At 48.5% G+C, this 13,269-nt stretch carries 16 protein-coding genes; 15 read left to right on the top strand and 1 reads right to left on the bottom strand.

Annotation, left to right across the window (positions count from 1 at the left end; genetic code table 11):
• Nucleotides 1-175: 175 nt before the first annotated feature.
• The 15 genes from phnC to ACYFDN_RS13295 all read left to right on the top strand — a co-directional run bounded on the left by phnC (nt 176) and on the right by ACYFDN_RS13295 (nt 12,615).
• A complete protein-coding gene (gene phnC, locus ACYFDN_RS13365; RefSeq protein WP_483511521.1) occupies nt 176-1,000 on the top strand; it encodes a phosphonate ABC transporter ATP-binding protein in 825 nt (274 codons plus the stop codon).
• 26 nt (nt 1,001-1,026) lie between these two features.
• A complete protein-coding gene (phnD, locus tag ACYFDN_RS13360) occupies nt 1,027-2,034 on the top strand; it encodes a phosphonate ABC transporter substrate-binding protein (protein WP_483511520.1) in 1,008 nt (335 codons plus the stop codon).
• A gap of 69 nt (nt 2,035-2,103) precedes the next feature.
• Nucleotides 2,104-2,892 (top strand): phosphonate ABC transporter, permease protein PhnE, encoded by a 789-nt coding sequence (gene phnE / locus ACYFDN_RS13355; RefSeq protein WP_016401278.1) that lies wholly within the window; start codon nt 2,104-2,106, stop codon nt 2,890-2,892.
• Nucleotides 2,893-2,903: 11 nt separating this feature from the next.
• Entirely contained in the window at nt 2,904-3,602 is a 699-nt protein-coding gene (phnF, locus tag ACYFDN_RS13350) for a phosphonate metabolism transcriptional regulator PhnF (RefSeq protein WP_483511519.1), read from the top strand.
• Nucleotides 3,599-4,069 carry a phosphonate C-P lyase system protein PhnG gene (gene phnG, locus ACYFDN_RS13345; RefSeq protein ID WP_483511518.1) on the top strand — a complete coding sequence of 157 codons (471 nt, stop codon included), beginning with the start codon at nt 3,599-3,601 and terminating at the stop codon, nt 4,067-4,069. Before phnF ends, phnG begins: the two co-directional genes overlap by 4 nt.
• Nucleotides 4,069-4,668: a phosphonate C-P lyase system protein PhnH gene (phnH, locus tag ACYFDN_RS13340; RefSeq protein ID WP_483511517.1), complete on the top strand. Its 600-nt coding sequence runs from the start codon at nt 4,069-4,071 to the stop codon at nt 4,666-4,668. The genes phnG and phnH overlap by 1 nt, the downstream gene beginning before the upstream one ends.
• Nucleotides 4,668-5,789 (top strand): carbon-phosphorus lyase complex subunit, encoded by a 1,122-nt coding sequence (locus tag ACYFDN_RS13335; RefSeq protein ID WP_338621738.1) that lies wholly within the window; start codon nt 4,668-4,670, stop codon nt 5,787-5,789. Before phnH ends, ACYFDN_RS13335 begins: the two co-directional genes overlap by 1 nt.
• Nucleotides 5,776-6,675, top strand: coding sequence for an alpha-D-ribose 1-methylphosphonate 5-phosphate C-P-lyase PhnJ (locus ACYFDN_RS13330; RefSeq protein WP_472590521.1), 900 nt, complete (start codon nt 5,776-5,778; stop codon nt 6,673-6,675). The genes ACYFDN_RS13335 and ACYFDN_RS13330 overlap by 14 nt, the downstream gene beginning before the upstream one ends.
• Nucleotides 6,659-7,483, top strand: coding sequence for a phosphonate C-P lyase system protein PhnK (gene phnK / locus ACYFDN_RS13325; protein ID WP_483511516.1), 825 nt, complete (start codon nt 6,659-6,661; stop codon nt 7,481-7,483). Before ACYFDN_RS13330 ends, phnK begins: the two co-directional genes overlap by 17 nt.
• Nucleotides 7,484-7,507: 24 nt before the next feature.
• A complete protein-coding gene (gene phnL, locus ACYFDN_RS13320) occupies nt 7,508-8,209 on the top strand; it encodes a phosphonate C-P lyase system protein PhnL (RefSeq protein WP_483511515.1) in 702 nt (233 codons plus the stop codon).
• 4 nt (nt 8,210-8,213) lie between these two features.
• Nucleotides 8,214-9,350 (top strand): alpha-D-ribose 1-methylphosphonate 5-triphosphate diphosphatase, encoded by a 1,137-nt coding sequence (phnM, locus tag ACYFDN_RS13315; RefSeq protein WP_221076601.1) that lies wholly within the window; start codon nt 8,214-8,216, stop codon nt 9,348-9,350.
• A complete protein-coding gene (phnN, locus tag ACYFDN_RS13310) occupies nt 9,350-9,952 on the top strand; it encodes a ribose 1,5-bisphosphokinase (protein ID WP_483511513.1) in 603 nt (200 codons plus the stop codon). The genes phnM and phnN overlap by 1 nt, the downstream gene beginning before the upstream one ends.
• On the top strand, nt 9,949-10,701 hold the full coding sequence (gene phnP / locus ACYFDN_RS13305; RefSeq protein WP_483511512.1) for a phosphonate metabolism protein PhnP: 753 nt from the start codon (nt 9,949-9,951) through the stop codon (nt 10,699-10,701). Before phnN ends, phnP begins: the two co-directional genes overlap by 4 nt.
• A gap of 16 nt (nt 10,702-10,717) precedes the next feature.
• Nucleotides 10,718-11,371, top strand: coding sequence for a DapH/DapD/GlmU-related protein (locus tag ACYFDN_RS13300; protein ID WP_483511511.1), 654 nt, complete (start codon nt 10,718-10,720; stop codon nt 11,369-11,371).
• Nucleotides 11,371-12,615: an MFS transporter gene (locus ACYFDN_RS13295; protein ID WP_483511510.1), complete on the top strand. Its 1,245-nt coding sequence runs from the start codon at nt 11,371-11,373 to the stop codon at nt 12,613-12,615. The genes ACYFDN_RS13300 and ACYFDN_RS13295 overlap by 1 nt, the downstream gene beginning before the upstream one ends.
• Here ACYFDN_RS13295 and ACYFDN_RS13290 read toward each other — a convergent pair.
• Nucleotides 12,588-13,199 carry a porin family protein gene (locus ACYFDN_RS13290; protein ID WP_016401291.1) on the bottom strand — a complete coding sequence of 204 codons (612 nt, stop codon included), beginning with the start codon at nt 13,197-13,199 and terminating at the stop codon, nt 12,588-12,590. The two genes, ACYFDN_RS13295 and ACYFDN_RS13290, sit on opposite strands and share 28 nt — an antisense overlap.
• Between the last annotated feature and the right edge of the window lie 70 nt (nt 13,200-13,269).

The following is a 13,269-nucleotide window of genomic DNA, read 5'->3' as shown; positions in this document are numbered from 1 at the left end:
TTTATTGCTCATAAGCAAGTTCTAAGAAAAATCTTCCAGCCTACTTCGCCAACTAAATCCTGAACACTTTGTAACCAAATCGCCACAAATAAGTCACCCAACTGACATGTCTAGATAAGCTAACTGTCACATTACAAGCCTAAGTTATTGTTCAAAACAACGGCAGGATCCTGTAATGAACAATCAAGTAATCACAGTCAAGCAGCTGAACAAACACTTTGAAAACAACCACGCCCTTAAAAGCGTAGATTTAAGTGTTCAGCAAGGTGAAATGGTGGCATTACTTGGGCCGTCAGGCTCAGGAAAATCAACTCTATTACGCCACTTAAATGGCTTGGTTAGCAGTGACAAAAACAGCAAAGGCTACATCGAAGTTCTTGGCATGCCAGTGCAACGTGACGGCAAGTTTTGTAACACCGTACGCAAAAGCCGCAGCCAAACAGGTTATATATTCCAGCAGTTTAATTTGGTTTCACGCCTTAGCGTTTTGCAAAATGTTTTGATTGGCGCACTAAGCGCTACTCCCAGCTGGCGCAGCCTTACTGGCCGTTTTACTTTTGAGCAAAAGCGCCAAGCTTTAGCAGCTTTAAAACGCGTAGGCCTTGAGCAATTTGCTTTACAGCGCGTTTCAACACTATCTGGCGGTCAACAGCAACGCGTAGCGATTGCTCGCGCCTTAATGCAACGCGCCAAGATCATTTTAGCCGATGAGCCGATTGCTTCCTTAGATCCAGAGTCGTCGCGCATCGTGATGGAAATACTCACCGACATCAATAAACAAGAAGGCATCGCAGTAGTGGTGACCTTACACCAAGTTGACTACGCCAAACGTTATTGCCCACGTGTTGTGGCGCTAAAACTTGGCGAAGTATTTTACGACGGACCTAGCGAGCAATTAAACGAAGCCAAACTTGCAGCGTTATACGGCTCGCAAGCTCAACTAACAACCACCGAAAATCAAGACCAAGCAGTACAACAACTTTGGCCACAGATGGCCTAAACCCAATTAATAAGGAGATAGATGGCATGTTAAAGCTAATCAAGCAGACAGCCTTTGCAACCGCAGTTGTTGCGACAGCGTTAAGTTCAACCATGGTTTCAGCTGCTGAAAAAGCGATGGACACCATCAACTTTGGGATTATTTCTACTGAGTCTCAGCAAAACTTAAAAACCACTTGGACACCGTTTTTAAAAGCGATGGAAGAGAAAACTGGTTACAAGGTAAAAGCATTTCTTGCTCCAGATTACGCAGGCATCATTCAAGGCATGCGTTTTGATAAAGTAGACGTAGCTTGGTATGGCAACAAATCAGCTATGGAAGCAGTAGACCGCGCCGGTGGCGAAATCTTCGCACAAACCGTTGATGCTACAGGTAACCCTGGTTACTGGAGCGTATTAGTTACGCATAAAGACAGCCCGCTTAACAGCCTTGAAGATGTTATCGCCAAACGTGGTGACCTTACTTTTGGTAACGGCGATCCAAACTCAACATCTGGCTTCTTAGTACCTTCGTACTACGTGTTTGCGCAAAACAACATTTCAGTGTCTGACTTCAAACGCAGCATGAACTCTGGCCACGAAGCGAACGCTTTAGCCGCTGCAGCGAAACAAGTAGATGTAGCAACTGGCAACACCGAAAACATGGATCGCTTAAAAATTACTGCACCTAAAAAGTTTGAGCAGTTAAAAGTTATTTGGAAGTCACCACTTATTCCTTCAGACCCAATTGTATGGCGTAAAAACCTACCAGAAAGTGTGAAAGGCGAAGTATATGACTTCTTCATGGAGTACGGCACCACTGGTGATGCTCAAGAGCTAGCAGTATTAGAAGCGCTACAGTGGGCCCCGTTCAAAGCCTCTAGCGACCTTCAACTACTACCTATTCGTCAATTGGTATTGTTCAAAAACCGCATTGTTACAGAAAACGACACCAAGTTGTCGAAAGCCGAAAAAGCCGCTGAGCTAGCAGTGATTGACGCCCAACTTGCTGACTTAAATCGCCAGCAAAGCGCCATTACCGCAATGGCCCAATAGCGAACGACAAGCTGGGTGCAAACCCAGCTTTTCTTTAGGCAACTTATCTAGACATGTTGAGAACTTTAAATGACTACCGAAGCCGCAATTCTTAACCAAAACTCCAAACCATCTTGGTTAAGTCTACTTTTTTGGGCCATCGCTATCGCCGGTTTAACTTGGAGCTGGCAAGGCGCCGAAATTGCCCCGATGAAGATCTATAACGATGCCGGCAACATGGCCGAGTTAGCCAGTGACTTCTTTCCACCAGATTTTACCGATATCAATTACTACCTCGAAGAAATGTTAGTGACCCTGCACATCGCCATTTGGGGCACCATTTTCTCAATTTTTTTATCAGTTCCTTTTGGTTTGATGTGTGCCGAAAACATGGTTCCAGCATGGGTGTATCAGCCTATGCGTCGACTAATGGATGCAGCCAGAGCAATTAACGAAATGGTATTTGCCATGCTGTTTGTGGTTACCGTTGGCTTAGGGCCATTTGCTGGCGTAATGGCCTTGTTTATCCATACCACGGGCGTGCTGGCTAAATTGTTTTCCGAAGCAGTAGAAGCCATCGACCCCGGCCAAGTAGAAGGGGTAAGAGCTACTGGCGCAAACAAGCTGGAAGAAATTGTTTATGGGGTCATTCCGCAAGTACTGCCACTGTGGATTTCATTCTCCTTATACCGCTTCGAATCGAACGTTCGCTCAGCCACCGTTGTAGGCATGGTAGGCGCTGGCGGCATTGGGGTAATTCTGTGGGAAAGCATTCGCGGCTTTATGTTTCCCCAAACCTGCGCAGTGATGATCATCATTGTAGTCACCGTAAGTCTGCTCGACTTTATCTCTCAACGCGTTAGAAAACTGTTTATTTAAGCGAGCTTAAGATGCCCCGTTACCAAGAAATCGCGCTAAGCCTAGAAAAAGAAATTAGCCACGCTTACCAAGCAGGCCAATACTTGCCGCCCGAGCAACGCTTGGCAGAACGCTACCAAGTAAATCGCCACACCTTGCGTCGCGCCATCGACGAACTAGTGCTTAAAGGTTGGTTACTGCGCCAGCAAGGTAAAGGGGTAATGGTATTAAGCAAACCGGTTCGCTACCCACTTCATGCCGGGTCCAAGTTCACCGACAACTTGCTAAATGCCGGGGCAAAACCGATTAGCCGAGTACTAAGCTTTGGCCGCGCCAACGCCAATCAGCAGGTGGCTAAAGGATTAAACATTGAATTAGCCAGCCCTATTTTGCAGCTCAAAACATTGCGTTTTATCGACCAAATGCCCATTAGCATTGTTTTTCACCACTTGCGCATGGGCGAGCATGAAAATCATTTAAGCCAATATCAGCAGGGCTCACTGCACGGTTTTTTACAACAGCATTGCCAGCTTGAATTACTCCGACACCACACGGTAGTGGGTGCGCAAATGGCTAATCGAGAAGACTGTGCCTGTTTGCAAATTGATGGCAGCACGCCCTTGTTAACCCTACAAACGGTTAACGTAGACCAGCAGCAACAGCCTTTCGAATTTTCAATCTCCCATATTAGAGCCGAGCTCGTAGAGCTAAGCTTGGAGCACCCCCAATGACTACCCAACAATCTACCCAAGCGGCAGATGTAGCCGCGCGCCAACACTGGATGGCAGTACTCGCCAAGGCTTCTTATCAAGACTTATCTAGTCGCTGGCAACAGCTAAAGCTAGACCCAGAATGTGAAATTATTCGCCAACCAGAGATCGGTTTAGCCAAATTGCAAGGCCGGGTCGGTGGCAATGGCGAACGCTTTAACCTAGGTGATACCACCATCACTCGCGCTGCTGTGCGCTTAAGCGATGGCACTTTAGGTTACGGCTATTTACGCGGACGGGCCAAACAACACGCCCTGCTTTCAGCCTTAATTGATGCCTTAATGCAAAACGGCGAGCATGCGCCCAGCTTACACGAAGCTGTAATTCAGCCTTTGGCTGAGCAACAACAAGCAGAACAAGCAAAAACTGCCGCTCAAGCAGCAGAATCAAAAGTAGATTTCTTCACTGTGGTTCGAGGAGAAGACTAATGCAAACAATTGAAGCGGGCTTTCCTAACAGCGTACACAACGCTCAACAGTGTTTTAGACAAATACTCAAAGCGCTTAGTGAACCAGGCAGCCAAGTAACACTTGAACATCACTTAGGTTTTGCGCCGCTAAATGCCGCAGCTAGCCAAGTTATTATGAGTTTATGTGACCAGCAAACTGCGCTTTACCTAAGCCCAGCTTTAGCAAAAAACGCAGAGCATCCAATCGAACAAGCCTTACACAACTTAGCCTTTCATAACGGCCTTAGCTCGGCGCCCATTAATCAAGCCGATTTTGCTGTAGTTGACGCCCAAGAAGAGCTGGATTTAAGCCAGCTAAAAGCCGGTACAGATTCCAGCCCAGAACAAAGCGCAACCGTGTTAATTCAAACCAACAGTTTGCGCACCGGGCCGGTCTTTCAACTATCTGGACCAGGTATAAAACATAAGCTTGACCTGCAGTTAGGCGACCTAAGCACCAGCATCGTTGATTACCTGCTAAAGCCAAGCCACCGCTTTCCGCTAGGTCTCGATTTCATGTTTTGTCATCAACAATCACTGGTGGCAATTAGTCGCACCACCAAGCTGGAGTTACGCTAATGTATGTAGCAGTAAAAGGTGGCGAAAAAGCCATTGCCGCAGCACATAAACTGCAAGCTAAACGTCGCCGCGGCGACACCAATGTTGCCGAGCTTAGCGTTGAGCAAATTAGCCAACAACTTAGCTTAGCGGTAGAGCGAGTTATGACCGAAGGCGGCATTTTTGATCGTGAATTGGCGGCCCTGGCAATCAAACAAGCCAGCGGTGACCAAATAGAAGCCATTTTCTTACTTCGCGCCTATCGCACTACGTTACCGCTGTTAGCCACTTGTCTCCCTTTAAACACCGGCAACATGCAGGTGCAACGGCGAATTTCGGCCACCTATAAAGATTTACCGGGCGGGCAGCAGTTAGGCCCAACCTACGACTATAGCCACCGCCTATTAGATTTCAGCTTATTGGCCGAGCAACAAGCGGAGCACAGTCAACCAAGCCAACACTCAATCTCGCAACCAACACCAAGCGAAGATGAAGCCTTAACAAGCAACAAGCAGCAAGCGTTTAGCAAAGTGTTTTCGTTGCTAGAACAACAAGGTTTAGCCGAGCCTGAATCAGACAGTGGCGCAGAGCCCGCCGACATTACCCAGCAAGCGATTAGTTACCCTTGCTCACGGGCTGCACGTTTACAACAGCTAAGCCGCGGAGACGAAGGATTTTTACTCTCTATGGCCTACTCCACCCAACGTGGATATGGGCGTAACCACCCCTTTGCTGGCGAGATTCGTAGCGGCGAAGTAGCCATCGCGATCTGCCCAGAAGAGTTAGGGTTTGAGGTTGAGATAGGCAGCATTACCCTCACCGAATGTGAAATGGTCAATGGCTTTGTTAGCCCACAAGATAAAGACGCTCACTTCACCCGAGGTTATGGCTTAGCCTTTGGTTTTAGTGAACGCAAAGCTATGGCGGTTGCCCTACTCGATCGCTCTTTGCAAACCGAGCGCTATAACGAGCCGGTAAGCAGCCCAGCGCAGGATGAAGAGTTTGTGCTAGCCCATGCCGACAACGTAGAAGCCGCCGGCTTTGTTTCTCACCTTAAATTGCCCCATTACGTCGACTTCCAATCGGAACTAGAACTGCTACGAAAAATGCGCCAGCAAGGAGCCAGCCATGACCAGCTTTAGCCAACAGGCTACTGCACTAGATGATAGTAGCCAGCAATACAATTTTGCTTACTTAGACGAGCAAACCAAACGCATGATCCGCCGCGCCATCTTAAAAGGTGTCGCCATTCCTGGTTATCAAGTTCCCTTTGGTGGACGCGAAATGCCAATGCCTTACGGCTGGGGAACCGGCGGCATTATGCTTAGTGCCTCTATTCTTGGTCAGCAAGACGTACTTAAAGTGATTGACCAAGGCGCCGACGACACTACCAATGCGGTATCTATTCGTCACTTTTTCAGCAAAGTTTGCGACATTGCCACTACCGAAAAAACCGAACAAGCCAGTGTTATTCAAACCCGCCACCGCATTCCAGAACAAGCCCTAAGCAATAACCAAATTCTGGTTTTTCAGGTGCCTATTCCCGAGCCGCTGCGCTTTATTGAACCGCGCGAAACCGAGACAAAAAAAATGCACGCTTTGGAGGAATACGGTTCGATGCAAGTAAAACTGTACGAAGACATTGTGAAGTATGGCTACATCGCCACCAGCTACGCTTATCCGGTAACAGTGCATGGGCGCTACCTTATGGACCCATCGCCAATTCCTAAATTCGACAATCCAAAGCTACATCAATCGGAAGCCTTAATGATTTTTGGTGCTGGGCGAGAAAAACGTATTTACTGCATTCCTCCCTACACCGATGTGCACAGCCTCGATTTCGACGACCACCCCTTTAGCATTCAGCAGTGGGATGAGCCTTGCAGCCTATGTGGTAGTCACGACACCTTTCTTGATGAAGTGTTGATCGATGACCAAGGGCAACGCATGTTCATTTGCTCAGACACCGACTACTGCCAAAAGCAACAAGCCGCGCAACTAGGAGCTGAACATGACTCAGTTAGCTAAGCAACTTGAAGAACCTCGCGCAAACGCCGCGAACCAAGCCGAGCCAGCCCTACTCCAAGCCCAAAACTTGAGCATGCTGTACGCGCCAGGCAAAGGCTTTGAAGACGTTAACTTAAGCCTTTATCCCGGTGAAGTGTTGGCCATTGTGGGTGAGTCGGGCTCTGGTAAAACCACTTTGCTCAAAACCTTATCGGGTCGCCTTGCTCCACAAACCGGTAGCATTAGTTTTCAAAGCGATAGCAACACCGCAGAGCTATACAAAATTAGTGAAGCGGAACGTCGCAGCTTAATCAGGCAACACTTTGGTATTGTGCATCAACATCCGCTAGATGGGCTTCGCCCAAGGGTGTCCGCGGGCGGCAACATTGGCGAGCGTTTAATGGAAAACGGTTGGCGCAATTACGCCGAGATCCGCCAGCAAGCACTCACTTGGCTAAAAGCGGTAGAAATAGATCAAAGCCGAATTGACGATATGCCCCTCACCTTCTCCGGTGGCATGCAGCAACGCCTGCAAATCGCGCGCAATTTGGTTACCCATCCGCGTTTGGTATTTATGGACGAACCCACAGGCGGCTTAGATGTATCGGTGCAAGCGCGCTTATTAGATTTAGTTCGTAATCTCGTCACCGAACTGCAACTCGCAGTGGTTATTGTTACTCACGACCTAGCGGTAGCAAGGTTGTTGGCGCACCGAATCATGGTGATGAAGCAAGGCCAAGTGGTAGAAAGCGGCCTTACCGACCGAGTATTGGATGACCCTAGTCACCCCTACACGCAATTGTTGGTTTCATCGGTTCTTCAACAATAAACGCCTAGCTTACAAGGATTCATCATGAAACCCGTCATGATCGCTAAAAACATCAATAAAACCTTTGTATTACACAATCAAGGGGCTGCGCGTTTACCGGTTTTACGCCAGCAAAATCTAGAGATTTTTGCCGGAGAGTGTGTAGTGCTTAACGGCAGCTCAGGTTCTGGTAAATCTAGCCTATTACGTTCCCTTTACGGCAACTATCAAGTTGATGAAGGTGAATTGCTGATTAGCCAAGGTGAGCAGTGGCTAGATTTAGCTACCGCTCAAGCAAGAGAAATTATTGCTTTACGCCGCAATACCATTGGTTGGGTAAGCCAGTTTCTAAGGGTTATTCCACGTTTATCGGCCTTAGATATCGTAATGCAGCCGATGTTAGAAAACGGCATTAGCGATAGCCAAGCTAAAACTAAAGCCGAAACCTTATTAAGCCACCTAAACGTGCCAGAGCGCTTATGGAGCCTAGCACCCGCTACCTTCTCTGGTGGCGAACAACAACGGGTCAACATTGCCCGCGGTTTCGCCCTCGATTACCCAATATTGTTGCTAGACGAACCTACCGCCTCATTAGACAAACACAACGCCCAACAAGTGGTTGAATTAATATTGGCCGCCAAGCAACGCGGCGCAGCCATTGTTGGCATATTTCACGATGTTTGGGTGCGTGATTTAGTCGCAGACCGCTTACACAACATGCAACAAGCAGCACAATTAGCAGGATAGTGTGATGATTATTACCAATGTAAATATGGTTCTGGAACATGAAGTAGTAACAGGGTCACTAGAAGTTCGTGAAGGCCGCATCGTGGCGCTTAGTGATACTCAAAGCCAACACAGTAGTGCCATAAACGGCGACGGCGCTTACCTGCTGCCAGGCCTTATTGAATTACATACCGACAACTTAGAGAAGTTTTTCACCCCACGGCCTAAGGTTAGCTGGCCCAGCGGTTCGGCCATGGCCAGCCACGATGCCTTGATGATTTCCAGCGGTATCACCACCGTGCTTGATGCCATTGCACTGGGCTACATTAACGACCACGGCACTCGCCTTGCCAACCTTGAGCGGATGCTACACACCATTGTGAATAGCCAGCAACGCGGCGTTAATCGCGCAGAGCACATGCTGCACTTGCGCTGTGAACTGCCGAATGCCGATACCGCCAACATATTCGAAACTTTGGTTGAGCAAGGACCAGTAGCCATGGTGTCGTTAATGGATCACACACCAGGCCAACGCCAATTTGTAGACAGCGAAAAGTATCGCACTTACTACATGGGCAAATACGGCTTAAACGATAAAGAAATGGCAGCATTTGAAGCCGAGCAAACTGCCGCGTCCGAGCAGTGGTCAGACGCTAATCGCAAACACATAGCGGCCTCTGCCCGCGAGCGAGGCATTGCCTTAGCCAGCCATGACGACGCCACTCTTGAACACGCCCTAGAGTCTGCATCATTAGGTTGTGCCGTTGCCGAGTTCCCTACCACTGTTGCTGCGGCTAAAGCCTCGCATGAAGCGGGTTTACAAGTAATGATGGGCGGACCAAATATTGTGCGTGGCGGCTCTCACTCAGGCAACGTAGCCGCGGCAGAGCTGGCTCGCGAAGGCGTGCTGGATATTTTGTCGTCTGATTACTACCCTGCCAGTTTACTCGATGCCGCATATATGGTGGCTAACATGGAAGATAACAACTACGATCTTTGTCAGGCCATTCAAATGGTTAGCCTAACTCCAGCACATACCTTAGGCATGGACGACCGAGGCAGTATTTGTGAGGGTAAACGGGCCGACTTGGTATTAGCCAAACCCAATGATGAGCGCTTGCAAGTGTTGCAAGTATGGCGTGAAGGAGAGCGAGTATTTTGATGACTTCGCTAACTGCCAGTGAACTAAACGGCGAAGCCAAGTTGTTTTACTTGGTGGGGCCTTCTGGCTCAGGTAAAGACAGCATAATTAATGGCTTACGTAGCCAGTTGCAAGCGGACAGCAACCTGCTGATTGCTCATCGCTACATCACTCGCGCGGTAGATGATAGCGGTGAAAATCACATTGCCTTAAGCGTGCCAGAGTTCACCCATCGTAAACACAGCGGCTTATTTGCGATGGACTGGCAGGCCAACGGCTGCAATTACGCCGTGGGTAACGAAGTAAATACTTGGTTGAGCATGGGGTTCTCGGTGCTTTTCAACGGCTCTCGCCAACAGCTCCCCTTGGCTGAAGAGTTATTTGGGGAGCGCTTGCGAATAATTGCCTTAGAGGTAGATCCCAGCATATTGGCCGAACGCCTACGCAAGCGCGGTCGTGAATCTGAACACGATATCTCAGCACGGCTGCGCCGCAGCGAACAATATCAGGCTTCTCTACCAGAAGAGTGTTGGCGCTTAGACAACAACCGCAATCTAGACAGCACCGTGAGCAAGCTGCTCAAATACATTGAAACCGAAACGACCGAGTTATATATCCAATGAAACTAACCCTACTTGGCACCGGTAATGTCACAGGCTGCCCAGTGTACGGCTGCGATTGCCTCGCCTGCCAGCGAGCGAGCTTAGACCCCAGCAAAGCAAGATTACTTTGCTCAGCGGTGCTAGAGGTAAACGGCCAACGAATACTTATCGACGCCAACCACCCGCAGTTACAAACCCGCTTTCCAGCGGGGTCTATTGATGCCATGTTACTCACCCACTTTCACATGGATCATGTACAAGCTTTATTTGAATTACGCTGGGGAGTAGCCGAGCCAATACCGGTTTATCACCCAGATGATCCCTTAGGGTGTGATGACCTATTTAAGCACCCTGGTTTACTAGATTATCAGCCCGCTAGACAGGCCATGCATAGCTTTTCGCTAGCCGGTATCAACATAACTCCCCTAACGTTAAATCACTCAAAACCTACTCTAGGCTACTTGTTCACCAACGAAAATGGCCGGATTGCCTACTTAACCGATACCCTAGGGATCCCAGACCAAAGCTGGCAACAATTACTGCGCCAGCCGCCAAAGTATGTAGTGATTGATTGCAGTAACTCTCCCCTGCATCGTTCAGGCAATCACAATAACCTCAGCGACGTGCTTGAGTTAGCACATGCTCTGCCCGACAGCACTTGGGTGCTCACCCACATTGGCCACGATTTAGACGAATACCTCATGCAACACCCCAACTGCTTACCTAGCAATGTGCTGGTTGGGCATGATGAATTATGTCTAAGCCTATAACTTCAAGGGAATAACCATGGCGATAGTAGACCCCGGCGCAATTTTAAACAGCCAGCCCAGCGTAGCTAATAGCAGTAAGGTAACCAGCTCTGAGCTAGGTAGCTGGACTGAAATTGGCGAGCGCTGCCTATTAGACAACGTGCAATTTGGTGATTACAGCTACGCCCAAAACGACGTAGATATTGCTTTATGCGAAGTAGGAAAATTTGTCTCTATTGCTTCAAGCGTAAGGGTAAATCCCAGCAACCACCCGTGGTGGCGGCCAAGCCTGCACCACTTTAGCTACCGCCCGCAAAAGTATGGAATGGCAGCAAAGGTAGACAATCAGGTATTTGATTGGCGTGCAGATAACAAAGTGCAGATTGGTCACGATGTATGGATTGGTCACGGCGCGATTATTATGCCGGGTGTAAACATTGGTAATGGCGCCATTGTTGGCTCTGGCAGTATTGTCACAAAAGATGTACCCGCTTGGCACATCGTGGTGGGTAATCCTGCCAAGGTATTAAGGCCGCGCTTTGATGAACCAAGCACTGGCGAGCGCCTAGAAAAACTCGCCTGGTGGGATTGGTCGCATGAAAAACTTGCCGAGGCCCTGCCATTATTCCAAGAAGACTGCTTAAGCTTTCTAGAGCATTATGAGAAACAACTGTTAAGCGAAAGCGTTTAGTGGCACTAACCCCAACGAAAGTTCGCTTAGCCACTCATGGAATGGCCATTGCCCAAACACTGCTTTGGGCATGCCTTTACTATAGCTTTCCTGCCACGCTGCTCACTTGGCATCAGCAGCTTGCTTGGTCGATTGCCGATGTCTCGTTAGCATTCACGATTTGCTTAGTCGCCTCTGCGCTTTGCTCGCCATTTATTGGCCGTTTAATCGACAAAGGGTTTGGCCCACGGGTTTTAAGTTGCAGCGCTCTGCTGGGTGGAATGGCTTTGCTGGCCGTTAGTCAAGTGCAGAACTTATGGCAGTTTTATGCTGCTTGGTTAGTGCTAGGCTGCGCTAGCGCTGGGTGTTTATACGAACCTTGTTTTGCTTTTCTTACCCGTTATCGCGGGGACAACGCTAAATCGGCGATCACCAAAGTCACCTTATATGCTGGCTTTGCAGGTACCTTAAGCTTTCCACTTTGCCATTACCTTATCGACCTCTTAAGCTGGCGAATAACGTCCGTGAGTTTGGCCTTGATTGTTTTGCTCATCGCTACACCATTGCTGTTTATTAGCGCCAAGTTAATTCAAGCGGCCCAAAGCTCAGAGCTTGGCAAAACGAAAACCATCGCAAACATTAAGCAATCGAGCGCGCCAAATGCTCAGCTTAAAAACGCAGTGTTCTGGTTTATTGCCTTAGCCTTTTCTCTTAGCGCACTTAACCACACGGTATTAGTCAACTTTTTACTACCAAGCATGCACGCTCTCAACTTTAGCGCAGATAATGCCGTGTTAGTCATGGCGATGATTGGCCCAATGCAAGTGCTTGGGCGCATCGCAATGATCAGTGTAGATAAACGGCTATCGAATACCCTTATAACCATGCTGTGTTTTGGCAGTTTGCTCGTTGCCGCCGGTTTATTGTGGCAGCTCGAACAACTTCAGCACCTTATTTGGCTGTTTGTCGTATTACAAGGGAGTGCTTATGGCATGACCAGTATTTTGCGGCCAGTGTTAACCAAACAATTACTCGGTGAACAAGGCTTTGGAGCGATATCGGGAATGTTGGCCGTGCCCTATTTACTCGCCAGCGCAAGTGCCCCGTTTCTTGGTGCTTTTGCTTGGCAGTTAAATCAGCAGCAGGGTATTTTTGGTTTAGTCAGCCTTAGTGCAGGCCTAGGTTTTGTGGCAATGGCAGCCTGTTGTTTGCAACAAACTGCCAAAATAACTCGCTATCAGAAGTTAACAGCTAAACCTAAGTAAGCGCCGCTATTACTGGTGCTGTAGCTACGTGTTGCAATATCTTCGTACTGGTAACCGGCAGAGATATCAATAGTGCTCGCCACTAAATCAAACAGTTCGTAGTTAACACCCGCGCGGAAACGGTTAGCTTTGTAATCTTCATCGGTAAGCGACAGTTTTAAATCACTTTCCAAACCTAAACCAGAACCAGGGAAACGCCAAGCCACACGCCCTACAGCGTATACTTGCTCACCATCATCAGAGCCAGCTAACGCAGTGTTGGCACTGTCCCAACGCTCGTAACCCGCACCCACATCTAGATAAAGGCCAGCAGTATCAAACAAGTTGTAATACAACTCACCTTGGTAGCTAGAACCATCTGCCGCATCACCTTGCTTACGTTTGTTAGCACCTACTGCCACATTTGGAATAAGCGGAATAGGATGCTTAAAACGCAGCTCCAAATCACCTTGCCAAGCCGACGAGGCTTTTGGGTCAGTATTGGTTTGAGCGATATGGCTAGCCAGTGTTAAACCTAGTAGATCGGCTTGAGCAGGAAGAGCAGCGAACATAGCAGCGCCAACAACAGCGAGGCGTAATTTCATGTTGAGTCCTTTAACTAAACAACTTCATATGAGGGTAAGGCGGCATTTTGCCACGCCACTTAGTGAACAC

Source organism: Agarivorans sp. D1326 (assembly GCF_056958115.1).
This window is presented reverse-complemented; position numbering and strand designations above follow the sequence as displayed.

What these genes read in the sequence shown, in the direction of transcription:
- phnM (WP_221076601.1), top strand. Translation starts at nt 8,214, where the DNA reads ATGATTATTACCAATGTAAATATGGTTCTGGAACATGAAGTAGTAACA.
- phnK (WP_483511516.1), top strand. Translation starts at nt 6,659, where the DNA reads ATGACTCAGTTAGCTAAGCAACTTGAAGAACCTCGCGCAAACGCCGCG.
- phnL (WP_483511515.1), top strand. Translation starts at nt 7,508, where the DNA reads ATGAAACCCGTCATGATCGCTAAAAACATCAATAAAACCTTTGTATTA.
- phnF (WP_483511519.1), top strand. Translation starts at nt 2,904, where the DNA reads ATGCCCCGTTACCAAGAAATCGCGCTAAGCCTAGAAAAAGAAATTAGC.
- ACYFDN_RS13330 (WP_472590521.1), top strand. Translation starts at nt 5,776, where the DNA reads ATGACCAGCTTTAGCCAACAGGCTACTGCACTAGATGATAGTAGCCAG.
- ACYFDN_RS13335 (WP_338621738.1), top strand. Translation starts at nt 4,668, where the DNA reads ATGTATGTAGCAGTAAAAGGTGGCGAAAAAGCCATTGCCGCAGCACAT.
- phnG (WP_483511518.1), top strand. Translation starts at nt 3,599, where the DNA reads ATGACTACCCAACAATCTACCCAAGCGGCAGATGTAGCCGCGCGCCAA.
- phnC (WP_483511521.1), top strand. Translation starts at nt 176, where the DNA reads ATGAACAATCAAGTAATCACAGTCAAGCAGCTGAACAAACACTTTGAA.
- phnE (WP_016401278.1), top strand. Translation starts at nt 2,104, where the DNA reads ATGACTACCGAAGCCGCAATTCTTAACCAAAACTCCAAACCATCTTGG.
- phnH (WP_483511517.1), top strand. Translation starts at nt 4,069, where the DNA reads ATGCAAACAATTGAAGCGGGCTTTCCTAACAGCGTACACAACGCTCAA.
- phnN (WP_483511513.1), top strand. Translation starts at nt 9,350, where the DNA reads ATGACTTCGCTAACTGCCAGTGAACTAAACGGCGAAGCCAAGTTGTTT.
- ACYFDN_RS13300 (WP_483511511.1), top strand. Translation starts at nt 10,718, where the DNA reads ATGGCGATAGTAGACCCCGGCGCAATTTTAAACAGCCAGCCCAGCGTA.
- ACYFDN_RS13290 (WP_016401291.1), bottom strand. Translation starts at nt 13,199, where the DNA reads ATGAAATTACGCCTCGCTGTTGTTGGCGCTGCTATGTTCGCTGCTCTT.
- phnD (WP_483511520.1), top strand. Translation starts at nt 1,027, where the DNA reads ATGTTAAAGCTAATCAAGCAGACAGCCTTTGCAACCGCAGTTGTTGCG.
- phnP (WP_483511512.1), top strand. Translation starts at nt 9,949, where the DNA reads ATGAAACTAACCCTACTTGGCACCGGTAATGTCACAGGCTGCCCAGTG.